General features: G+C 63.7%; 16 protein-coding genes, 4 tRNA genes and 1 pseudogene. 15 read left to right on the top strand and 6 right to left on the bottom strand.

Going from position 1 to position 20,636, the window contains the following annotated elements; all coding sequences use genetic code 11:
- Nucleotides 1-984, top strand: coding sequence for a patatin-like phospholipase RssA (gene rssA / locus SJH88_RS01470; protein WP_274753419.1), 984 nt, complete (start codon nt 1-3; stop codon nt 982-984).
- 64 nt (nt 985-1,048) lie between these two features.
- Here rssA and SJH88_RS01475 read toward each other — a convergent pair whose 3' ends face one another.
- Entirely contained in the window at nt 1,049-1,333 is a 285-nt protein-coding gene (locus SJH88_RS01475; protein WP_274753420.1) for a hypothetical protein, read from the bottom strand.
- 156 nt (nt 1,334-1,489) lie between these two features.
- Between SJH88_RS01475 and SJH88_RS01480 the strand changes: the two genes are divergently transcribed.
- On the top strand, nt 1,490-3,991 hold the full coding sequence (locus tag SJH88_RS01480) for a YgiQ family radical SAM protein (RefSeq protein WP_274753421.1): 2,502 nt from the start codon (nt 1,490-1,492) through the stop codon (nt 3,989-3,991).
- Between the two features lie 51 nt (nt 3,992-4,042).
- Here SJH88_RS01480 and SJH88_RS01485 read toward each other — a convergent pair whose 3' ends face one another.
- The 3 genes and pseudogenes from SJH88_RS01485 to SJH88_RS01495 all read right to left on the bottom strand — a co-directional run bounded on the left by SJH88_RS01485 (nt 4,043) and on the right by SJH88_RS01495 (nt 9,054).
- Nucleotides 4,043-6,475, bottom strand: a complete 2,433-nt coding sequence (locus tag SJH88_RS01485; RefSeq protein WP_274753422.1) for a putative bifunctional diguanylate cyclase/phosphodiesterase — start codon at nt 6,473-6,475, stop codon at nt 4,043-4,045.
- A gap of 260 nt (nt 6,476-6,735) precedes the next feature.
- Nucleotides 6,736-7,647, bottom strand: a complete 912-nt coding sequence (locus tag SJH88_RS01490) for a CoA transferase (protein ID WP_274753423.1) — start codon at nt 7,645-7,647, stop codon at nt 6,736-6,738.
- Nucleotides 7,648-7,858: 211 nt separating this feature from the next.
- Nucleotides 7,859-9,054: pseudogene (locus SJH88_RS01495) on the bottom strand (amino acid aminotransferase).
- A 114-nt stretch (nt 9,055-9,168) separates the two neighbouring features.
- On the opposite strand from SJH88_RS01495, the gene uvrB reads away from it, so the two are divergent.
- From uvrB to SJH88_RS01560, 13 genes are all read left to right on the top strand, one after another.
- Nucleotides 9,169-11,229 carry an excinuclease ABC subunit UvrB gene (gene uvrB, locus SJH88_RS01500; protein ID WP_274753424.1) on the top strand — a complete coding sequence of 687 codons (2,061 nt, stop codon included), beginning with the start codon at nt 9,169-9,171 and terminating at the stop codon, nt 11,227-11,229.
- Nucleotides 11,230-11,473: 244 nt separating this feature from the next.
- On the top strand, nt 11,474-12,010 hold the full coding sequence (gene iscR, locus SJH88_RS01505; protein WP_042412774.1) for a Fe-S cluster assembly transcriptional regulator IscR: 537 nt from the start codon (nt 11,474-11,476) through the stop codon (nt 12,008-12,010).
- Nucleotides 12,011-12,105: 95 nt separating this feature from the next.
- The gene (locus SJH88_RS01510; RefSeq protein WP_270152361.1) at nt 12,106-13,326 is read left to right on the top strand and encodes an IscS subfamily cysteine desulfurase; all 1,221 of its coding nucleotides are present in this window, start codon (nt 12,106-12,108) and stop codon (nt 13,324-13,326) included.
- A 36-nt stretch (nt 13,327-13,362) separates the two neighbouring features.
- Entirely contained in the window at nt 13,363-13,764 is a 402-nt protein-coding gene (gene iscU, locus SJH88_RS01515; protein ID WP_043377907.1) for a Fe-S cluster assembly scaffold IscU, read from the top strand.
- A gap of 2 nt (nt 13,765-13,766) precedes the next feature.
- Nucleotides 13,767-14,090 carry an iron-sulfur cluster assembly protein IscA gene (iscA, locus tag SJH88_RS01520; RefSeq protein ID WP_042412779.1) on the top strand — a complete coding sequence of 108 codons (324 nt, stop codon included), beginning with the start codon at nt 13,767-13,769 and terminating at the stop codon, nt 14,088-14,090.
- 74 nt (nt 14,091-14,164) lie between these two features.
- Entirely contained in the window at nt 14,165-14,683 is a 519-nt protein-coding gene (gene hscB / locus SJH88_RS01525; RefSeq protein WP_274753425.1) for a Fe-S protein assembly co-chaperone HscB, read from the top strand.
- 88 nt (nt 14,684-14,771) lie between these two features.
- Entirely contained in the window at nt 14,772-16,643 is a 1,872-nt protein-coding gene (hscA, locus tag SJH88_RS01530) for a Fe-S protein assembly chaperone HscA (protein ID WP_274753426.1), read from the top strand.
- Between the two features lie 11 nt (nt 16,644-16,654).
- Complete coding sequence (gene fdx, locus SJH88_RS01535; protein WP_042412781.1) at nt 16,655-16,993, top strand: ISC system 2Fe-2S type ferredoxin; 339 nt, start codon at nt 16,655-16,657, stop codon at nt 16,991-16,993.
- 3 nt (nt 16,994-16,996) lie between these two features.
- Complete coding sequence (dnaQ, locus tag SJH88_RS01540; RefSeq protein WP_274753427.1) at nt 16,997-17,734, top strand: DNA polymerase III subunit epsilon; 738 nt, start codon at nt 16,997-16,999, stop codon at nt 17,732-17,734.
- Nucleotides 17,735-17,762: 28 nt separating this feature from the next.
- Nucleotides 17,763-17,837, top strand: a tRNA-Val gene (locus SJH88_RS01545).
- A gap of 29 nt (nt 17,838-17,866) precedes the next feature.
- Nucleotides 17,867-17,941, top strand: a tRNA-Val gene (locus tag SJH88_RS01550).
- Between the two features lie 30 nt (nt 17,942-17,971).
- Nucleotides 17,972-18,046, top strand: a tRNA-Val gene (locus tag SJH88_RS01555).
- A 30-nt stretch (nt 18,047-18,076) separates the two neighbouring features.
- A tRNA-Val gene (locus SJH88_RS01560) sits at nt 18,077-18,151 on the top strand.
- Between the two features lie 26 nt (nt 18,152-18,177).
- On the opposite strand, the gene SJH88_RS01565 is transcribed toward SJH88_RS01560, so the two are convergent.
- Both SJH88_RS01565 and SJH88_RS01570 read right to left on the bottom strand, forming a co-directional pair.
- The gene (locus tag SJH88_RS01565; protein ID WP_274753428.1) at nt 18,178-19,779 is read right to left on the bottom strand and encodes an ATP-binding protein; all 1,602 of its coding nucleotides are present in this window, start codon (nt 19,777-19,779) and stop codon (nt 18,178-18,180) included.
- A complete protein-coding gene (locus SJH88_RS01570; RefSeq protein ID WP_274753429.1) occupies nt 19,776-20,453 on the bottom strand; it encodes a response regulator in 678 nt (225 codons plus the stop codon). The genes SJH88_RS01565 and SJH88_RS01570 overlap by 4 nt, the downstream gene beginning before the upstream one ends.
- Between the last annotated feature and the right edge of the window lie 183 nt (nt 20,454-20,636).

Below are 20,636 nucleotides of genomic sequence, written 5' to 3' on the forward strand. Positions count from 1 at the left end.
ATGACATTGGCCCGGCGCACCCCGAAGATTGGATTGGCGCTGGGCAGTGGCTCGGCACGCGGCTGGGCGCACATCGGTGTGCTGCAGGCGCTGGACGAAGCCGGCATCCGCCCCGATGTGGTCTGTGGCGCCTCGATCGGCGCCCTGGTCGGCGCGGCCTATGCCGCCGGCGAGCTGGAGCGGTTTGCAGATTGGGTGCAAAGCCTGGGTATGCGCGATGTCTTCGGTTTCATGGATTTCAACCTGTCGGGCGGCATGCTCAAGGGCGAGAAGCTGATCAGTTTCTGGCGCCGCAATTTCGCGGATTTCAACATCGAGGATTCGGCCCTGCCGTTTGCCGCCGTGGCCACCGACCTGCATTCGGGCGCCGAGGTCTGGCTGCGCCATGGCTCCATCGCCGACGCGGTGCGGGCCTCGATCGCGATGCCGGGCCTGTTCACCCCGGTGGTGCGCGAGGGGCGGCTGCTGGCCGATGGCGGCCTGGTCAACCCGGTGCCGGCCTCGCTGGCGCGTGCCATGGGCGCCGACATCGTCATCGCCGTGGATTTGAACGCCAGCTTGCTGCACCGCCACATGCACCCCCTGGGGGTGGTGGCGACGCACCCCGACGATACGGCTGGCCAGCCGGCGGAGGTGGTGGATGCGCACAGCGCGGCCTGGATGGCGCGCCTGCAAAGCCGCCTGCGGGGGCAGCGTGCCGGGCGCGCCACCCCGGCCAGCGATGCGATCCCCATTCCCTCGCTGCTGGATGTGGCGATGACCAGCGTCAACATCATGCAGATGCGCATCACGCGCAGCCGCATGGCGGGCGATCCGCCGGAATTGGTGATTGCTCCCAGGCTGTCCGACATGGGGCTGCTGGATTTCCACCGTGCCAAGGAGGCCGTAGCCGCGGGCTATGCCGCTGCGCAGGCCGCCCTGCCGGGCTTGCAGCATTTCGGCTGGAAGGCCGCGGTGGACAAGCCACCCCAGGAAAATTCTTAAACCATAGCGGTCAGCGCTTGCTGGTATTGCGCAAAACGCCGATTCGATAGTGAATGTCCGGCGCCTAGCGGCGGCGCACGGCCCCGGCGCGGCCGGCCTTGCTCCAGTCGTAGGGTTCGCCGTCGGGGGTGCGGCCGTTCTCCACCGCCGCCACGCCCAGGGTGCCGACCATCTCGCTCAGGTTGGACGAGATGCAGACATGGGCGTTGCGCGGGTCGGCGCGCAGGCTTTGGCACTGAGCCAGCGCCTGGGTCATGGCGCTGTCGCTGTAGGCATGGCACTGCGACACCCAGACAGGGGCTTCGGCAGCGGGCTGGGCGTTGTGCAGGTGAAAGACGACAATGCTCATGGTCGGAAGGGCGGAGAAAAAAGGGAAGGCGGCGCAGCCGGGCAGGTCTGGGTACGCCCAGCGCATGGCCGGGTTGCAGCGCTATAAGCCTACAGCCTCCAATGTTGGAGGGTCAAACGTACACTGGCGGGTTGAATTTTCCCGCACGAACCCTCGATGAACGCACCGATTGATGTTTCCTTTTTTCAGCGCGATGCCAAGCCGCTGACCAGCTATCGCCCGTACTGGGCGAAACGCTTTGGCACGGCCCCGTTTCTGCCGATGAGCCGGGCGGAGATGGATCAGCTGGGCTGGGACAGCTGCGACATCATCCTGGTGACCGGGGATGCCTACGTCGACCACCCCAGCTTCGGCATGGCGGTGATTGGCCGTGTGCTGGAAGCCCAGGGCTTCCGCGTGGGCATCATCGCCCAGCCCGACTGGCAGAGCGCCGAGGCCTTCAAGGCCCTGGGCAAGCCCAATCTGTTCTGGGGCGTGACGGCGGGGAACATGGATTCCATGATCAACCGCTACACGGCGGACCGCAAGATCCGCAGCGACGATGCCTACACCCCCGGCGACGTGGGCGGCAAGCGCCCGGACCGTGCGGCCATCGTCTACTGCCAGCGCTGCCGCGAGGCCTACAAGGATGTGCCCATCGTGCTGGGCGGCATCGAGGGTTCGCTGCGCCGCATTGCCCACTATGACTACTGGAGCGACAAGGTGCGTCGCTCCATCGTGGTGGACAGCAAGTGCGACATTCTGCTGTATGGCAACGCCGAGCGCGCCCTGGTCGAAGTGGCGCACCGCATCGCCCGGCGCGATCCGGTGGAAAGCATCACCGATGTGCGTGGCACGGCGTTCTTCCGCCGCAGCTCCGAAGACGGCTGGTTCGAGGTGGATTCCTCCGTGGTGGACGAGCCCGGTGTGGTCGAGCCCCACATCAATCCCTACATGACCACCAGCGAGCAGGCCGCGGCCCAGGGCCAGAGCTGCTCCAAGGAAGATGCTGCAAACGGTATAGCGCCTAGCGCAGGCACAGCCTGCGCTACAGGCCCAAATGCTGCTGAATCGGCGATGCCGGCCGTGCAGCCCATCCAGTTCATGCCCAACCTGTCGCTGCGCAGCAAGGCCAAGCAGCCGCCGCGCGACAAGACCGTGCTGCGCCTGCCCAGCTACGAGCAGGTCAAGAGCGACCCGATTTTGTACGCCCACGCCAACCGTGTGCTGCACCTGGAGACCAACCCCGGCAACGCCCGAGCCCTGGTGCAGGCCCACGGGGAGGGCGCGACGGCGCGCGATGTGTGGCTGAACCCGCCGCCCATCCCGCTGAGCACGGCCGAGATGGACTGGGTGTTCGGCCTGCCGTACGCGCGTGGCCCGCACCCCAGCTATGCCGACGAGCACGGCAGCCACGAAGGTGCGACCAAGATCCCAGCCTGGGAGATGATTCGCACCTCGGTCAACATCATGCGTGGCTGCTTCGGCGGCTGCACCTTCTGCTCGATCACCGAGCACGAAGGCCGCATCATCCAGAGCCGCTCGGAAGATTCGATCATCCAGGAGATCGAGGACATTCGCGACAAGGTCAAGGGCTTCACCGGCACCATCTCCGACCTGGGTGGCCCCACTGCCAACATGTACCGCCTGGGCTGCTCCAGCCCCGAGATCGAGAAGCACTGCCGTAAGCCCAGCTGCGTGTTTCCCGGCATCTGCCCGAACCTGCACACCGACCACGGTCCGCTGATCAACATCTACCGCCGCGCGCGCAAGCTGCCGGGCATCAAGAAGATCCTGATCGGCTCGGGCCTGCGCTACGACCTGGCCGTCAAGTCGCCCGAATACGTGCGCGAGCTGGTGCAGCACCACGTGGGTGGCTACTTGAAGATCGCGCCCGAGCACACCGAGGCCGGCCCGCTGTCCAAGATGATGAAACCCGGCATCGGCAGCTACGACAAGTTCAAGCAGCTGTTCGAGAAGTACAGCGAAGAGGCGGGCAAGAAGCAGTTCCTGATCCCGTACTTCATCGCCGCCCACCCCGGCACCAGCGATGAGGACATGATGAACCTGGCCATCTGGCTGAAGAAGAACGGTTTCCGCGCCGACCAGGTGCAGACCTTCTACCCCAGCCCCATGGCCACGGCCACGGCCATGTACCACAGCGGCCGCAACACCTTGACCAAGGTACGCCGCGAGATGCGCGACCGGGACGAGGAAACCGTTGACATCGTGCGTGGCGAAAAGCGCCGCCGCCTGCACAAGGCCTTCCTGCGCTACCACGATCCCAACAACTGGCCGCTGCTGCGCGATGCGCTCAAGACCATGGGGCGTGCCGATCTGATCGGCAACGGCAAGCACCACCTGATTCCGACCTTCCAGCCCATGGTGGACGGCAGCTACCAGAGCGCGCGCAAGAAGAACAGCACGCCTTCGGCAGGTGGCAAGACCGGCCTGGGCTATACCACCAACCAGGATGGCAAGGCCGTGGCGCTGCGCCCGCGCAAGCAGGACGAGTACGCCCTGATGGAGCCCAAGAGCGATGTGCGCTTCCGCGGGGCCGAGGTGCGTGGCAATTCACCGCGTCCCGGTAAGCTGCTGACCCAGCACACCGGGCTGCCGCCGCGCCCCGGCGTCAAGCCACGCCCTGCGGCAGGGGGCAAACCCAAGCCCAAGCGCTGAAGGCGCTGACCCCAGAAGCCAGCGCTTGCGCTGGCTTTTTTGTGGGCGGCCTCAGTCGCGTGGGGCCGGGGTCGCGGTGGCCCGGCTGCGCTGCTGTGGGGCTTGGTGGGCGTGCTGGAAGTAGGTGGTGTCCAGCGGTACCGGCGTGGCGATGTAGTAGCCCTGGGCGTAGTCGATGCCCATGCTGCGCAGGGCGTCGAAGGTGGCCTGGTCGCCCACGAATTCGGCGACGGTGGATTTGCCCATGACGTGGCCGATGTGGCCGATGGCCTCCACCATGGCGAAGTTGCTCGGGTTCTTGAGCATGTCGCGCACGAAGCTGCCGTCGATCTTGAGGTAGTCCACGGGCAGTTGCTGCAGGTACCGGAAGCTGGCCATGCCGGAGCCGAAATCGTCCAGCGAGAAGCGGCAACCGAGCTTGCGCAGCTCGGTGATCATGGCGATGGCGCTGTCCATGCTGGCGATGGCGCTGGTTTCGGTGATCTCAAAGCACAGCTTGTCGCCGGCGATGCCGAACTCCAGGATGCTTTGCCGGATGAACTCGGTGAGGTCGCTGTCCCCCAGGCTGGAGCCGGACAGGTTGATGGAGCAGGTGCGAATGTCGGCGCCTTGCGCCAGGTGCGTCTTGAGCAGTTGCAGGGCGTGCCGCACCACCCAGCGGTCAATCAGGTTCATCAGGTCGTAGCGCTCGGCGATCGGGATGAATTCGGACGGCGACAATTGTTGCCCTGGCACGTCCGACAGGCGCAGCAACACCTCGAAGTGAACGCCCCCCTGGTCCTCGGGGTGCAGCGGGTAGACCGTCTGTGCAAACAGCGTGAACTTGTCTTCCTCCAGGCTGTTGCGCAGGCGCTGCACCCATTCCATGTCGCCCTGGTAGCGCTGGAAGGCGCGGTCATGCGGGTTGTAGACCGTGATGCGGTTGCGCCCGCTTTCCTTGGCGTGCTTGCAGGCGCTTTCGGCCATGCCCAGCAGGCTGGCCGGGTCGCAGCTTTGCTGCGGATCGATGTGCACCACGCCAATGCTGACGCCGGTGTGCAGGTTGTGCTGGCGCCACTGCACGTTGAGATTGTGGATGGACTGGCGCAAGCGCTCGGCAGACTGCATCGAGGCATGGGGCGGGCAGTGGGTCAGGAGCACGGCGAACTCGTCGCCGCCCACGCGCGCCAGCACATCGCTTTCGCGCAGCACCAGGCGCAGTTGCTGGCAGACCTGGCGCAGGATCTCGTCGCCCGCTGCGTGGCCGTAGCTGGAGTTGATCATCTTGAAGTGGTCCAGGTTCAGGTGCAGCAGGCTGGCCTGGTGCTTGCCCAGCACCTGCTGCAGGTATTTCTCGAAGGTGGCGCGGTTGTCCAGGCCGGTCAGCAGGTCGTGGCTTTGCTGCCATTGCAGCATGCGCATGTAGTTCTGCTCCTGCGAGACATCGTGCAGCACCACCACGGTGCCGGAATTTTCACCATCCAGCGTGGTGGCGCTGACGTGGACGGCCACGTTGTCGCCCGAGGTGCGGCGGATCCAGTGCACGCTGTCGTCGCGGCGTGGGGCCATTCCCGGCTGTTTGGGGCCTGCCAGGTGTTTGACCAGCACCTCGGTGGCAAACGGCAGGATGGTCTGGATGTCCTGGCCCAGCAGATGGCCTTGCGACAGGTCCAGCAGCCGCGATGCGGAGGGGTTGGCGTAACGGATGCGGTGCTGCTCGTCCAGGTTCAGTACGCCGTCGCCCAATGCGGCCAGGGTGGTGCTGCTGCGCTGGCGCTCGGTCTCCAGCTTGCTGCTGGTTTTGCGGTTTTCGACAATCGCTTTCTGGATGGCGAGCCAGTGCATGGTGCACAGCAAGGCGGCGGTGAAGATGTTCACAAAGATCAGCAGCCATTCCAGATCGCGGGCATTGCTGGCCAGCGTTGCGTTGAATTTCTTGGCCAGCGGGACCACGGTGGTGCTGATGTTGTTGATTTCTTCGTGCCAGGACGCAATCGTCTGGTCTGTCACCGGGCGCCCTGAGTTGCGGTGGTTGTAGATGTCCTTGCCCAACTGGTTGAGGGCTTGCACATGGGCATCGCCGCTGCGCCAGATTGTCAGCGTGGGTGCCAGCACGTCCAGGGTCCACACCCAGGGCAGGGCATACAAGAGTGTGTCGACGTCGTCCGGGTGGTTTTCTCCCTGCAACAAGCCGGTGCGGATGCGCGTGCTGTGGCGGTCGCCTTCGTCCAGTGCTTCACGCGCCTGGCCGACGCCCAGCGGTGTCGTCAGCGCATCCTGGAAATCCAGAAAATCCTGGGTATTGCCAGTTTCTGCGTACTGGTTGAGGTGCAAGGCTGCCGCGTTGAATCCTTTGCTCCACAGGCTCTCGCCACCCACAACGACGCGCACCGAGGTCATCAGCACGATGCTGATGCAGGCCACCAGCAATTGGACGCCAACAGCGGTGATGAAGAGCCAGCGTCGCCGGGTGTAGGCTTTGCTGGCAGAGGTCTGGCTTGGCATCAAGCGTACTCCCCGCAGTGGAAGGCCAGGGACGCACGGCGCCCGCTGCCAGCTTGGGCCGGCAGGTCAAGGCTTGGTGCATGGCCTCCAGGCAGAAACCTGCCATGGTGGATCGTGCGATGGTCATTGCTCGGCACTGGAAACTCCAAGGTGGGGGCCGATCCCAATGCGGGTCAGGCCACGGGGCGATGGAGATAGTTCGTTGCTTGCGCAAAGGCTCAGGTCATAGTTTCAAATCAATGCCTCCTGCTTGACAAAGATTATTTGTCCTGTGTGGGAATCACATGTAGGGGGATATCGCTTTGTGCTGCCATCGCTGCCAGCTGTTCACAGTGGAGGGGCGCAAAAAAATGCTCCAGCGCGGTGTGAGAACTGCGGTGGTGCATGCTGTCCAGGCTGCCGTCGCGCTGCGCCAGCCCGGCCAACTGGGCGATGCGCTGGGCAAAGTGCGGCTCCAGCGCCGCCAGGGCGACCCAGCCATCGGCGCAGCGGTACATGCGGTAGCCGGCGTGGGCGCCGCCGACATCACCGCCCGGCGTGGTCATGCCCCAGTGGCGCGGCAGTGCCAGCCATTGCGCGGCCTGGGCCAGGCCGACATCCAGACAGTGGCCGTGGCCGCTGCGGCTGCGTTGCAGCAGGGTTTGCAGCACGGCCTCGCTGCCCATGACGGCGCCGGCCATGTCGGCGAACAGGCTGGCGGGCAGGTGGCCGTCATCGGTCAGGCCAGCCTGGGCCTGGTAGGTCAGGTCGTGCCCGGCGTGGTTGGCTTCGTCGGGGTCGGTGCTGCCGAAGATGCGCACCATGCACAGCCGTGGATGGCGGGCGTGCAGGCTGTCCCAGGACAGCCCCAGCTTGTCCAGGGCAGCGGGGCGGAAGGAGGTGAGCAGCACGTCGGTCTGCTCCAGCGCCTGGTGCAGCGTGGCTTGGCCGGCGGTGCTTTTCAGGTCCGCGTGCAGGACCTGCATGCCGGCATGCAACTGGGCGTAGGCCGCGGGGCTGTAGCTGTGCATGGGGTCGGCGCTGGGCTGTGCGGCGGGCGCGGGGGGCTCCAGCTTGGTGCAGTGCGCGCCCATGTCGCGGCAGCGCATGAGGGCGGCGGGGCCGGGCAGGTTCAGCGCCAGGCTCAGGATGTGGGTGCCGCTGAGCGGCTGCAGGGTCGGTGTGGTGTGCATGCCGGTTTTGTAAACTAGCGCAGCGTTCAGGGTTGACGCCTGGGCGTCGATTCGTGGTTTTGATAGCTGCTGGCGCTGGTCAACACAAGGTTTCAGACGCTAAACATAAGAAATCCCTTGTGCGATCAGCGCAACCAGCTACGTATTTTGAATACTCCTGCCATCAAAAAAGCCACCCGCAGGTGGCTTTTTGCGTGGACAGCGCGGTCCCTTAGATCACGGCGGCAATCGACTTGCAGACGTGTTCGATGTTCTTGCTGTTCAGCGCGGCCACGCACATGCGACCGGTGTCGGTGCCGTAGACGCCGAATTCGGAGCGCAGGCGCACCATCTGGTCCTTGGACAGGCCGGAGTACGAGAACATGCCGATCTGCGTGGTGATGAAGGACATGTCCTGGGTCACGCCGGCGGCTTTCAGGCCGTCCACCAGCTTTTGGCGCATTTCCTTGATGCGCACGCGCATTTCGGCCAGTTCCTTTTCCCACAGGGCGCGCAACTCGGGGTTGTTCAGCACGGCAGCCACGACCGCACCACCGTGGGTGGGTGGGTTGGAGTAGTTGGTGCGGATGACGATCTTCAGCTGCGACAGCACGCGCGCGGCTTCTTCCTTGTCGTTGGCGACCACGGACAGGGCGCCCACGCGCTCGCCGTACAGGCTGAAGCTCTTGGAGAAGGAGGTGGACACGAAGATGTTCAGGCCGGCGGCCACGAACTTGCCGATCACGGCGCCGTCTTCGGCGATGCCGTGGCCAAAGCCCTGGTAGGCCATGTCCAGGAAGGCGACCAGGCCCTTGGCCTGGACGACGGCGATCACTTCATCCCACTGGGCGGCGGTGATGTCGTAGCCGGTGGGGTTGTGGCAGCAGGCGTGCAGCACCACGATGGTGCCGGCGGCGGCGGCGTTCAGGTCGGCCAGCATGCCGGCGAAGTCGACCGAGCGGGTGGCAGCGTCGTAGTAGGCGTAGGTGCCGACTTCAAAGCCCGCATTGGTGAAGATGGCCTTGTGGTTTTCCAGCTGGGGTTGGAGATCAGCACCTTGGCGTTGGGGCTGATCTTCTTCAGGAAGTCGGCGCCGATCTTCAGGCCGCCCGTGCCGCCGATGGCCTGCACGGTGGAGACACGGCCGGAGGTGACCACGTCGGAGTCGGCGCCAAACACCAGGCCCTTGACGGCGTTGTCGTAGGCCGCAATACCGTCGATGGGCAGGTAGCCGCGCGCGGCGGGCTTGTCCATCATGGCCTTTTCCGCGGCCTGCACGCATTGCAGCAGGGGCAGCTTGCCGTTGTCGTCGAAGTACACGCCCACGCCCAGATTGACCTTGTTGGGATTGGTGTCGGCGGCAAATTGATCGTTCAGACCCAGGATGGGGTCGCGGGGGGCCATTTCGACGGCGGTAAACAGAGACATGAATCGTCCTTGAGGGGTAGATATAACGCTAAGGGCCCCCACCTGATGGGTTAGGCTCGAGGGTTAACTCGGCATTTTACTCCCGGGTGCGCCATGCGCGCCGGACATAACGCTATGCAAGAATCCACCAGCACCGCTGCGCCAGAAGGCACTTTTGCCCACTTTGACGGCTCGCCGTTTGAGCTGTTTCAGCCGTATCCGCCGGCAGGCGACCAGCCGTCGGCGATCGCCAAACTGGTGGAGGGTGTGCAGGATGGTGAGGCCTTCCAGACGCTGCTGGGCGTGACGGGCTCGGGCAAGACCTTCACCATGGCCAATGTGATCGCGCGCCTGGGGCGGCCCGCCATCATCTTTGCGCCGAACAAGACCCTGGCGGCCCAGTTGTACAGCGAATTCCGCGAGTTCTTTCCCAAGAACGCGGTGGAATACTTCGTCAGCTACTACGACTACTACCAGCCCGAGGCCTATGTGCCGCAGCGCGACCTGTTCATCGAGAAGGACAGCGCCATCAACGAGCACATTGAGCAGATGCGCCTGTCGTGCACCAAGAGCCTGATGGAGCGGCGCGATGTGGTCATCGTGGCCACGGTGTCGGCCATCTACGGCATTGGTGAGCCCGAGAGCTACCACCAAATGATCATGACGGTGCGCACTGGCGACCGCATGAACCAGCGCGATGTCATCGCCCAGCTGATCCGCATGCAGTACCAGCGCAACGACCAGGATTTCTCGCGCGGCACGTTCCGTGTGCGCGGCGACACCATCGATGTGTTCCCAGCGGAAAACTCCGAGCTGGCGCTGCGCATCGAGCTGTTTGACGATGAGGTCGACAGCCTGCAATTGTTCGACCCGCTGACCGGGCGCATCCGCCAGGGCATCCCCCGCTTCACGGTCTACCCCAGCAGCCACTACGTCACGCCGCGCGACAAGGTGCTGGCGGCCGTCGAGACCATCAAGGAAGAGCTGCGCGAGCGCAGCAAGCAACTGGTGGACATGGGCAAGCTGGTGGAGGCGCAGCGCCTGGAGCAGCGCACCCGCTTTGACCTGGAGATGCTGAGCGAGGTGGGGCACTGCAAGGGCATTGAGAACTACACGCGCCACCTGTCAGGTGCTGCGCCCGGCGAGCCACCGAGCACGCTGACCGACTACCTGCCCGGGGATGCGCTGATGTTCCTGGACGAGAGTCACCAGATGATCGGTCAGCTCAACGCCATGTACAACGGCGACAAGCAGCGCAAGACCACGTTGGTGGAGTATGGCTTTCGCCTGCCGTCGGCGCTGGACAACCGGCCGCTCAAGTTCGAGGAGTTCGAGCAGCGCATGCGCCAGGTGATCTTTGTCTCGGCCACACCCGCGGATTACGAAAAGACGCACGCCGGGCAGGTGGTGGACCAGGTCGTGCGCCCCACGGGGTTGGTGGACCCAGAGATCGAGGTGCGGCCCGCCACCCACCAGGTGGACGATGTGCTGCAGGAAATTCGCCTGCGCGAGCAGCGCGGGGAGCGGGTGCTGATCACCACGCTGACCAAGCGCATGGCTGAGCAGTTGACCGACTACCTGACCGAGAACGGCGTGCGCGTGCGCTACCTGCACTCGGACATCGACACCGTGGAGCGCGTGGAGATCATCCGCGACCTGCGCCTGGGGGTGTTTGACGTGCTGGTCGGCATCAACCTGCTGCGCGAGGGGCTGGACATTCCCGAGGTGTCGCTGGTGGCCATTTTGGACGCCGACAAGGAAGGCTTCCTGCGGGCCGAGCGCAGCCTGATCCAGACGATTGGCCGCGCAGCGCGCAACCTGCATGGCAAGGCCATCCTGTACGCCGATCGCATCACCGACTCCATGCGCAAGGCCATCGGTGAAACCGAGCGCCGCCGCGCCAAGCAGATCGCGTACAACGAAGCGCACGGCATCCAGCCGCAGGCGATTGTCAAGCGAGTGAAAGACCTGATTGATGGGGTCTATAGCGAAAAGAGTGGCCGGGCGGCTGACGACCAGGCACGGGCCCAGGTGCGCCACAAAGCCGAGGTCGTGATGTCGGAGACCGACCTGGCCAAGGCCATCAAGAAACTGGAAAAGGACATGCTGGCGCATGCCAAGAACCTGGAGTTCGAGGCCGCAGCCCGTCTGCGGGACCAGCTGGCCGTGCTCAAGCAGAAGCTGTTTGGGGCTTGATTTTCAACACTTTTTTCTCCTTGATAGCTTGCGTTGATGACGTTGATTGGCGGTATCCGACAAAATTGATGGGGTTTCTGGTATACTTCGGGTTATCACTCAACAACAACAAAAGACTTCTTAGGAGAAGGGCTCTGCGCCTGCTGGTTACGGGCAGGGCGCTGAGTAAGGGCGGAGACGGTATCAGTCCGATTGACCGCGATTGATGTTTCTGTAACTAACAGCCTGACTGAAGGAGCTCACGATGCGTCTCACAACAAAAGGCCGCTTTGCGGTCACCGCCATGATCGATCTGGCACTGCGCCAGAACAATGGTCCTGTCACGCTGGCTGCCATCAGTCAGCGCCAGCAAATTTCCCTGTCGTACCTGGAGCAGCTGTTCGGCAAGCTGCGTCGTCATGAGCTGGTGGAATCCACCCGTGGCCCTGGTGGTGGCTACACCCTGGCTCGCAAGGCTGCAGAAATCACGGTGGCTGACATCATCGTGTCGGTAGACGAACCCATCGATGCCACCCAGTGTGGTGGCAAAGAAAACTGTATGGGTGAGGCCGGTCGCTGCATGACCCACGAGCTGTGGTCTGCGCTGAACCAGCGCATGGTGGAGTTCCTGGACTCCGTGACGCTGCAGAAGCTGGTTGATGAACAGTTAGCCAAGGGCATCCAGATCGAGGACAAGCCCGTGGTGCGTCGCGCCATCTCGACCGCACCCGTGGTCAAGCCGATCCGCGTGAATGCCCCCAACTCGGTGTTCGCACTGGGCAACGTATTCGCCAAATCTTGATGGTGTGATCGGCCCGCCGGGTGCGCTCGGCAGGCAAGGACAAGTTTTCAATCGGCAACCCCGGCGTTGCCAGACAGATATCAGTAGAGCCAGCCATGGACATGACCCCACATTTCCCCATCTACCTTGACTACGGTGCGACCACACCTTGCGATCCGCGCGTGGTGGACGCCATGATCCCATGGCTGCGTGAGCACTTTGGCAATGCTGCATCGCGCAGCCACGCCTGGGGTTGGGAAGCGGAGGAAGCGATTGAAAAGGCCCGCACCCAGGTGGCGGAGCTGATCAATGCCGACCCCCGTGAAATCGTGTGGACCAGTGGTGCCACCGAATCTGACAACCTGGCGATCAAGGGTGCCGCGCACTTCTACCAAGGCAAGGGCAAGCACCTGATCACCGTGAAGACCGAGCACAAGGCCGTGCTGGACACCATGCGTGAGCTGGAGCGTCAGGGCTTCGAGGTGACCTACCTCGACGTGCAGGAAAACGGCCTGTTGGATCTGGATGTGTTCAAGGCAGCCATCCGTCCCGACACCATCCTGGTGAGTGTTATGGCCGTGAACAACGAGATCGGCGTGATCCAGGACCTGAACACGATCGGCAATCTGTGCCGTGAGAAGGGCATCATCTTCCACGTGGATGCTGCACAGGCCACGGGCAAGATGCCGCTGGACATGCAGACCATGCCGATTGACCTGATGAGCTTGGCTTCGCACAAGTCCTATGGACCCAAGGGCATTGGTGCGCTGTACGTGCGCCGCAAGCCACGCGTGCGCCTGGAGGCCCAGATGCACGGTGGCGGCCATGAGCGCGGCATGCGTTCGGGCACCCTGCCCACGCACCAGATCGTGGGCATGGGCGAAGCCTTCCGCATCGCCAAGGAAGAAATGCAGCAGGACTTCGACCACGCCAAGCGCCTGCAGCAGCGCCTGCTGGAAGGTCTAAAGGACATCGAGCAGGTGTTCGTGAACGGGGACATGGAGCACCGCGTGCCCCACAACCTGAACATCAGCTTCAACTACGTCGAAGGTGAGTCCCTGATCATGGGTATCAAGGGCCTGGCCGTTTCCTCGGGTTCGGCATGCACCTCGGCCAGCTTGGAGCCGAGCTATGTCCTGCGCGCCCTGGGGCGCAGCGATGAGTTGGCACACAGCTCGCTGCGCATGACCATCGGCCGCTTCACCACCGAGGAAGAGATCGATTACGCGATTGCGACCATCCGCAAGAACGTAGAGAAGCTGCGCGAATTGAGCCCGCTGTGGGAAATGTACAAGGACGGTGTGGACCTGAGCACCATCCAGTGGGCTGCGCACTGAGCCGTCACATAGATTGAATTTGAAGAGGTAGACATCATGGCTTACTCCGACAAGGTCATTGACCACTACGAAAATCCCCGCAACGTTGGCTCGTTTGAAAAAGGCGATGACAGCGTGGGTACCGGTATGGTGGGTGCGCCCGCCTGCGGTGACGTGATGAAGCTGCAGATCAAGGTCAACCCGGAAACGGGCGTGATCGAAGATGCGCGCTTCAAGACCTATGGTTGCGGCTCGGCGATTGCCTCGTCCTCCCTGGTGACAGAGTGGGTGAAGGGCAAAACGCTGGACGAAGCGGCTGCGCTGAAGAACAGCATGATCGCCGAGGAGCTGGCATTGCCCCCCGTGAAGGTGCACTGCTCGATCCTGGCGGAAGATGCCATCAAGGCTGCGGTCGACGACTACCGCGCCAAGCACAGCGAAACTGCCTCGGCTGCATAACCATGGCTGTCACGCTGACGGATGCTGCTGCACGCCACGTGGGGCGTTACCTCACCAAGCGTGGCAAGGGGATCGGGGTGCGTCTGGGGGTCAAGACCACCGGCTGCTCCGGTCTGGCTTACAAGCTGGAGTACGTGGACGCGCCCGAGCCTGAGGATGTGGTGTTCGAAAGCCATGGCATCAAGGTGATGATCGATCCCAAGAGCTTGGCGTACATCGACGGCACGGAGTTGGACTTCGTGCGCGAAGGTTTGAACGAGGGCTTCAAGTTCCACAACCCCAATGAGCGTGATCGCTGTGGCTGTGGAGAAAGCTTCCGGATCTGATTGCTAAAGGGCGGTTGTGCTGCCCCTGATTTTTCAAACCGCCATTGCAGCAGTGCTGGCGGTTTTTTATTGACATGAACCTTCAGTCTGACGATTTCGAATTGATGGGCTTGCCCCGGCAGTTTGCGCTGGACCGCGCAGTCCTGGACGAGCGCTGGAAAGAGCTGCAAAAGCAGACCCATCCCGACCGCTTTGCTGGCGAAGGCGGTGTGGCGCAGCGGGTTGCCATGCAATGGTCGGTGCGTATCAACGAGGCCTACCAGCGTCTGAAGCACCCGCTCAAGCGCGCGGCCTACCTGTGCGAATTGTTTGGCGTGGCTGTGCGTGCCGAGGACAACACGGCAATGCCTGCGGCATTCCTGATGCAGCAGATGGAGTGGCGTGAGGCGCTGGAAGAGGCCAACTCCGAAGCGGATGTGGATGCTTTGGCCGATGAGGTCATGCTGGTTAAGCGTCAGATGCTTCAAAATTGCGAGCGCCTGCTGGCGTCGCAGGAGGGTGCGGTGCAGGCCGTGCAGGTGGTGAGATCCCTCATGTTTGTTGAGCGCTTTGCGCAAGACATCGAACGCCGCCGCGAGCAACTGGAACAATAACCCAGTCGTTGCATGCAACGTCGCGTCCAGCACACCCCGGTGCGGGCGTCCAGAGCGGAGCATTCCGTTCACACAGAGACTGATGAACATGGCTTTATTGCAAATCTCCGAACCCGGTCAATCGCCCAACCCCCACCAGCGCCGTATCGCGGTGGGGATCGACCTGGGTACGACCCATTCCCTGGTGGCCTCGGTGCGCAACGGCGTGGCCGAGTGCCTGCCGGATGACCAAGGGCGGGTGTTGCTGCCGTCCGTGGTGCGCTATGCCCCCGAAGGCAAGCGCCAGATTGGCTACGAGGCGCGTGGACACGAAGTGGAGGACGCGCCCAACACCATCGTGTCGGTCAAGCGCTTCATGGGCCGCAGCCTGTCCGACCTGGGGGCGCAGGTCCAGCAACTGCCCTACACCTTCGAGCCGCAGGCCGAGCAGGGCATGGTCAGCCTGCAGACCCGCGCTGGCACCAAGAGCCCCGTGGAAATCAGTGCCGAAATCCTGGCCACGCTGCGTTACCGCGCGGAAGACACGTTCAACGACGACCTCTACGGCGCGGTCATCACCGTGCCCGCGTACTTTGACGATGCGCAACGCCAGGCCACCAAGGATGCGGCCAAGCTGGCGGGCCTGAACCTGCTGCGCCTGATCAACGAACCCACGGCGGCAGCGATTGCCTATGGCCTGGACAACGCCAGCGAAGGCACCTACGCCGTGTACGACCTGGGCGGCGGCACTTTTGACATTTCTGTGCTGCGCCTGACCCAGGGCGTGTTCGAGGTGATCTCCACCGGGGGTGACTCGGCCCTGGGTGGCGATGACTATGACGCTGCCCTGACCCAGTGGGTGCTGGCACAGACCGGGGTGCAGGCACAGTCGGCGGAGGACTGGGCGGCCCTGCGGGTGGCTGCCAAGGCCTGCAAGGAGCGCCTGACGGATGTGGAGCACACCGAATTCACCGTGCAGTTGCCCAGTGGCGCTGCCCTGCAGCAGGCGGTGGCGCGCTCGGATTTCGCGCAAGCGACCGAGCACCTGACCAAGCGCTCGCTGCAGGCGGTGCGCCGGGCACTGCGTGATGCCGAGTTGACGGTGGAGGACGTGCAGGGCGTGGTCATGGTGGGTGGTTCGACCCGCATGCCCCAGGTGCAGGAGGCCGTGGCCCAGCTGTTTGGCAAGCAGCCCCTGACCAATCTGAATCCGGATGAGGTGGTGGCCTTGGGTGCTGCCATCCAGGCCAACCAGCTGGCGGGCAACAATGCCGCGGGTGAATTGCTGCTGCTGGATGTGATCCCGCTGTCGCTGGGTGTGGAAACCATGGGGGGGCTGGTCGAGCGCATCATTGCCCGCAATGAAACCATTCCCACGGCGCGCGCCCAGGACTTCACGACCTACAAGGATGGCCAGACCGCCATGGCCATCCATGTGGTGCAGGGCGAGCGCGATCTGGTGCAGGACTGCCGCAGCCTGGCGCGTTTCGAGCTGCGCGGCATCCCGCCGATGGCGGCGGGCGCTGCACGCATCCGTGTGAGCTTCACGGTGGATGCCGACGGCCTGCTGTCCGTGCATGCCAAGGAGCAGGTCAGCGGCGTGGAAGCCCAGGTGGCCGTCAAGCCGTCTTATGGCCTGTCGGATGACCAGGTGGCACGCATGCTGCAGGAAGGCTTCAGCACCGCCCAGGAAGACATGCAGGCCCGGGCCCTGGTCGAGGCGCGCGTGGATGCCGATCGCATGCTGCTGGCAACCCAGAGTGCGCTGACTGCCGATGGTGATCTGCTGTCGCCGGCACAGCGTGGTGAAATCACGGCTTTGATGGATGCGCTGCGTGCCACGGTGACCGCGGCCGATGCGGCGGTGATCGAAGCGGCCACGCAGGCCCTGGCCAAAGGCACGGAAGCTTTTGCGGCAGAGCGCATGAACCGCGGCATTCGTGATGCGCTGGCTGGCAAGAACGTCCAATCTCTTACTTGATTCATAAGAACATGGCTGTAATCAAAATTCTTCCCCACCCCGAATACTGCCCGGCTGGCGCTGAGATCGAAGCGCCCGCAGGTACCTCGATCTGCGAAGCCTTGCTGGACCACAACATCAAGATCGAGCATGCGTGCGACATGAGCTGTGCCTGCACCACCTGCCATGTGATCGTGCGTGAAGGCTTCAACTCGCTGAACGATGCCGAGGAAGAGGAAGAGGACCTGCTGGACCGCGCCTGGGGGCTGGAGCCCCAGTCGCGCCTGAGCTGTCAGGCCATCGTGGCGCAGAAGGATCTGGTGGTGGAGATCCCCAAGTACTCCATCAACCACGCCAAGGAAAACCACTGACCTATGTCGCGCCTCGTTGTTCTGGATACCGAAACCACGGGCCTGTCCGCAGAGGGCGGGGATCGCATCATTGAGCTGGGCTGCGTGGAGCTGGTCAACCGCAAGCTCACGGGCAATAACCTGCACCTGTATTTCAACCCCGGGCGCGATAGCCACCCCGATGCCCTGCGCGTCCACGGCCTGACCACCGAGTTTCTGAGCGACAAGCCCAAGTTCGAGGCCATGGTCCAGGACATCCTGGCCTACCTGCAAGGGGCGGAGCTGATCATCCACAACGCGCCGTTCGACGTGGGCTTCCTGAACAAGGAATTCTCGTTGTTGGGCCTGCCGCCGCTGACCCATTATGTAGAAGGCATCACCGACTCTTTGGCCATGGCCAAAGAGATGTTCCCTGGCAAGCGCAATTCCCTGGATGCGCTGTGCTCGCGACTGGATGTGGACAACAGTGGCCGGACCCTGCACGGTGCGCTGCTGGATGCGGAATTGCTGGCCGACGTCTACATCAACATGACGCGCGGGCAGAATGCCCTGGTCATGCCGGAAGATGACGAGTCGCCGCAGGAGCAAGAGACCAGCGATGCGCTGCCCGTGCTGGATCTGCGTGCCATGGTGCTGCCCGTGCTCAAGGCCAACGAGCAGGAGTTGGCCGCGCACGACGCCGTGCTGGCCGATCTGGACAAATCGTCCGGTGGCAAAACTATTTGGCGAATTGGAAAAGACGCGGCGCAAGCTGTGACATAATCTAAGTCTTGTCGGAACACTGACAAACGGGTGATTAGCTCAGCGGTAGAGCACTGCCTTCACACGGCAGGGGTCACATGTTCGATCCATGTATCACCCACCAAATTTTGAGCCTGCAGCGATGCTGGTTCTGCGTGATTAGCTCAGCGGTAGAGCACTGCCTTCACACGGCAGGGGTCACATGTTCGATCCATGTATCACGCACCACAATTTAAAGTCAGCAGCGATGCTGGCACTGCGTGATTAGCTCAGCGGTAGAGCACTGCCTTCACACGGCAGGGGTCACATGTTCGATCCATGTATCACGCACCACAATTTAAAGTCAGCAGCAATGCTGGCACTGCGTGATTAGCTCAGCGGTAGAGCACTGCCTTCACACGGCAGGGGTCACATGTTCGATCCATGTATCACGCACCATCTGACAGCCCTCTTGAATCTCTGGTTCAAGAGGGTTTTTTGTTGACTATTGGCTTGCGCGCCTGGAGGGGCAAGCCCATGCAGGTCTCATCCATGGGAGAGGGCTGGTGCCACGGCAGGTTCGCGGGGGGCGCGGTGGGAGGCTGTGCCGGCAGATGCAGCTGGGCACACAGGCCAGGGGTGCCGTCGGCATGTGCTTGCAACTGCAAGCGCCCTCCGGCGCTGTGGGCAATGCGTTGCACGATGGTCAGTCCCAGCCCGCTGCCAGCGGAGTTGGCTGCCTTGCGCCAAAAGCGCTGCAGGGCCTGGCTGCGTTCCTCGGTGTTCAGGCCAGCGCCGTGGTCCTCGACGCTCACCACCAGTGAGCCTGGCGCGCCCGGTGTGCTGGCGCTGTGCAACTGCATGCGCACGGTCACGGGCAGGGGGCCACGGTGGTGGCGCAGCGCATTGTCCAGCAGGTTGGTGATGGCGCAGGTCAGCAAAGCCGGGGGCAGGTGCAACTGCCAGGCTTCGGCGCTTTCCAGCATGGCGTCCACCGCGGTGTGCAACTGGGGCATGGGCTGCTGCCCCTGGGCAGCCAGTCTGCGCGCGCGTTCCAGGGATTGGTTGGTCGCCTGGCGCAGGGCGGCCACGATGTGCGGGCCGCTGGCGCAACTGGCGGGCGCGGTGGCGTTGCAGGTGTTTTCCAGTTGGGCCAGCTGCAGCAATTGTTCCAGCGTGGCGTGCATGTGCTCGATGCCCGCGTGCGCCTGCGCCAGTGCCTGCCGGGCCTGCGTGCACTCGGTCGCAGCCTGGCGTTCCAGCACCAATTGGGCGATTTGCGTGTGGGTCTTGATGGCGGTGAGCGGCGTGCGCAGTTCATGGGCCGCATCGGCGGTCCAGCGGCGTTCGTGTTCCAGGGCCGCATCCATGCGCGCCAGCAACTGGTTCAGATTGCGGGTCAGCGGTGCCAGCTCCACCGTGTCCAGCCCGATCTGAACGGGGCTGGGGTCCTGCGGTGGGCGTTGGGCCAGCACCTGTCCCAGCTGTCGCAGGGGCTGCAGGCACCAACCTGTGATCCACCAGCTCAGCACCACCACGCCCACCAGCGACAGCACAAAGGGCAGCACCAGGGTGCGAGCGAATGCGGTCACCAGCTGATCGCGCACATCCAGCCGGTCGGCGGTGGCGATGCGGATGCCGCGGTCCTCGAGCACATAGGTGCGCCACAGCTTGCCGCCTTTTTCGATCTGGCCAAAACCGCTGGGGGCAGGGCTGAAACCGGGACTGTTGTCGGTGCGCGCCAGCGGCACGATGTCGACCTCGCTGCGCACCAGGCTGACTTCGCAGGCCACGCCGTCGCGGCCGATGACGGATTGCAGGGCTGTGTGGTGGGCGCCCAGCGGCGTGTCCTGCTGCTGGAACTGGTGTGCCAGACCGGCGACCATCTTGGCTGAGGCAATCAGTCGGTTGTCCAGCACCAGGCGCAGCTCGCGCTGCATGGTGGGGAACATCCAGGCCGCCACGCTGCCCCACAGCATGCACAGGGTCAGGCTCAGTGCGACGACCAGCCGCAAGCGCAGGCTCTTGGGCGCGGTCTGCAGTGCAGCCACGGGCTGGACCGGGTCGGAATGGCGGTGCGTGCTCATGCAGCGTGCGCGCAGTAACGCGCGCCCAGTCGAAAACCCAGGCCACGCACTGTTTCAATGGTGTCATTGCCCAGCTTTTTGCGCAGGTGGTGCACGTGCACGTTGACGGTGTTGCTGCCCACGTCCAGGTCGAAGCCATACAGGCTGTCGTGCAGTTGCGCGGGGCTGAGGATCCGGCCCCGGGCCTGCAGCAGGGCGGTTAGCAAGGCCCATTCACGGCGCGACAGTTCGATGGCCTGGCCGTCGCGCCAGGCTTCGCAGGTGGCGGGGTTGATCTGGCAATCGCCCAGCGTCAGCGCATCGCTGGCCCGGCCCGCCGCGCGGCGCAGCAGGGCCTGCAGCCGCAGGGCCAGCTCCTGCAGGTCGAAGGGCTTGGTCAGGTAGTCGTCGGTGCCGGTCTGGAAGCCGGCCACCTTGTCTTCCAGGCTGCTGCGTGCCGTCAGGATCAGCACGGGCAGGTCCTTGCCACGGCCGCGCCAGGCACGCAGCAGGTCCAGACCGTTCCCGTCGGGCAGGCCCAGGTCCAGTACGCAGGCATCGAAGTGGCTGGCGGCCAGGTGGCTGCCAGCCTGTGCTTGCGTGGCGGCCACGTCGCAGGTGAAACCATGCAGTTCCAAGCCGCTCTTGAGGCCGCTGGCCACCAGGGGGTTGTCTTCGACGATCAGGATGTGCATGGGCAAATTCGGTCTGGCGCAGGTAGTGGGCGAGTGTAGGCGGGAGCCATTAACGCAGTGGCGCCGTGCGGGTCACCGTTCATCAGGTTTGATAGCTGTTTGCGCTGGCTGGATGTGCGTCAGGGCCTGATTTGGCTATAAATTGATGCGCATCAAGCTCGGTGCCGGCCCTGAAGGTCGGGC

Origin of the sequence: Comamonas sp. GCA5 (assembly GCF_036541385.1) — a bacterium.
In the GTDB taxonomy this organism is placed as follows: Bacteria; Pseudomonadota; Gammaproteobacteria; order Burkholderiales; family Burkholderiaceae_C; genus Comamonas; species Comamonas aquatica.

Excerpts from the sequence above, each read along its gene's own strand:
- rssA (WP_274753419.1), top strand. The coding sequence starts at position 1 with ATGACATTGGCCCGGCGCACCCCGAAGATTGGATTGGCGCTGGGCAGT.
- SJH88_RS01475 (WP_274753420.1), bottom strand. The coding sequence starts at position 1,333 with ATGAGCATTGTCGTCTTTCACCTGCACAACGCCCAGCCCGCTGCCGAA.
- SJH88_RS01480 (WP_274753421.1), top strand. The coding sequence starts at position 1,490 with ATGAACGCACCGATTGATGTTTCCTTTTTTCAGCGCGATGCCAAGCCG.
- SJH88_RS01485 (WP_274753422.1), bottom strand. The coding sequence starts at position 6,475 with ATGCCAAGCCAGACCTCTGCCAGCAAAGCCTACACCCGGCGACGCTGG.
- SJH88_RS01490 (WP_274753423.1), bottom strand. The coding sequence starts at position 7,647 with ATGCACACCACACCGACCCTGCAGCCGCTCAGCGGCACCCACATCCTG.
- uvrB (WP_274753424.1), top strand. The coding sequence starts at position 9,169 with ATGCAAGAATCCACCAGCACCGCTGCGCCAGAAGGCACTTTTGCCCAC.
- iscR (WP_042412774.1), top strand. The coding sequence starts at position 11,474 with ATGCGTCTCACAACAAAAGGCCGCTTTGCGGTCACCGCCATGATCGAT.
- SJH88_RS01510 (WP_270152361.1), top strand. The coding sequence starts at position 12,106 with ATGGACATGACCCCACATTTCCCCATCTACCTTGACTACGGTGCGACC.
- iscU (WP_043377907.1), top strand. The coding sequence starts at position 13,363 with ATGGCTTACTCCGACAAGGTCATTGACCACTACGAAAATCCCCGCAAC.
- iscA (WP_042412779.1), top strand. The coding sequence starts at position 13,767 with ATGGCTGTCACGCTGACGGATGCTGCTGCACGCCACGTGGGGCGTTAC.
- hscB (WP_274753425.1), top strand. The coding sequence starts at position 14,165 with ATGAACCTTCAGTCTGACGATTTCGAATTGATGGGCTTGCCCCGGCAG.
- hscA (WP_274753426.1), top strand. The coding sequence starts at position 14,772 with ATGGCTTTATTGCAAATCTCCGAACCCGGTCAATCGCCCAACCCCCAC.
- fdx (WP_042412781.1), top strand. The coding sequence starts at position 16,655 with ATGGCTGTAATCAAAATTCTTCCCCACCCCGAATACTGCCCGGCTGGC.
- dnaQ (WP_274753427.1), top strand. The coding sequence starts at position 16,997 with ATGTCGCGCCTCGTTGTTCTGGATACCGAAACCACGGGCCTGTCCGCA.
- SJH88_RS01565 (WP_274753428.1), bottom strand. The coding sequence starts at position 19,779 with ATGAGCACGCACCGCCATTCCGACCCGGTCCAGCCCGTGGCTGCACTG.
- SJH88_RS01570 (WP_274753429.1), bottom strand. The coding sequence starts at position 20,453 with ATGCACATCCTGATCGTCGAAGACAACCCCCTGGTGGCCAGCGGCCTC.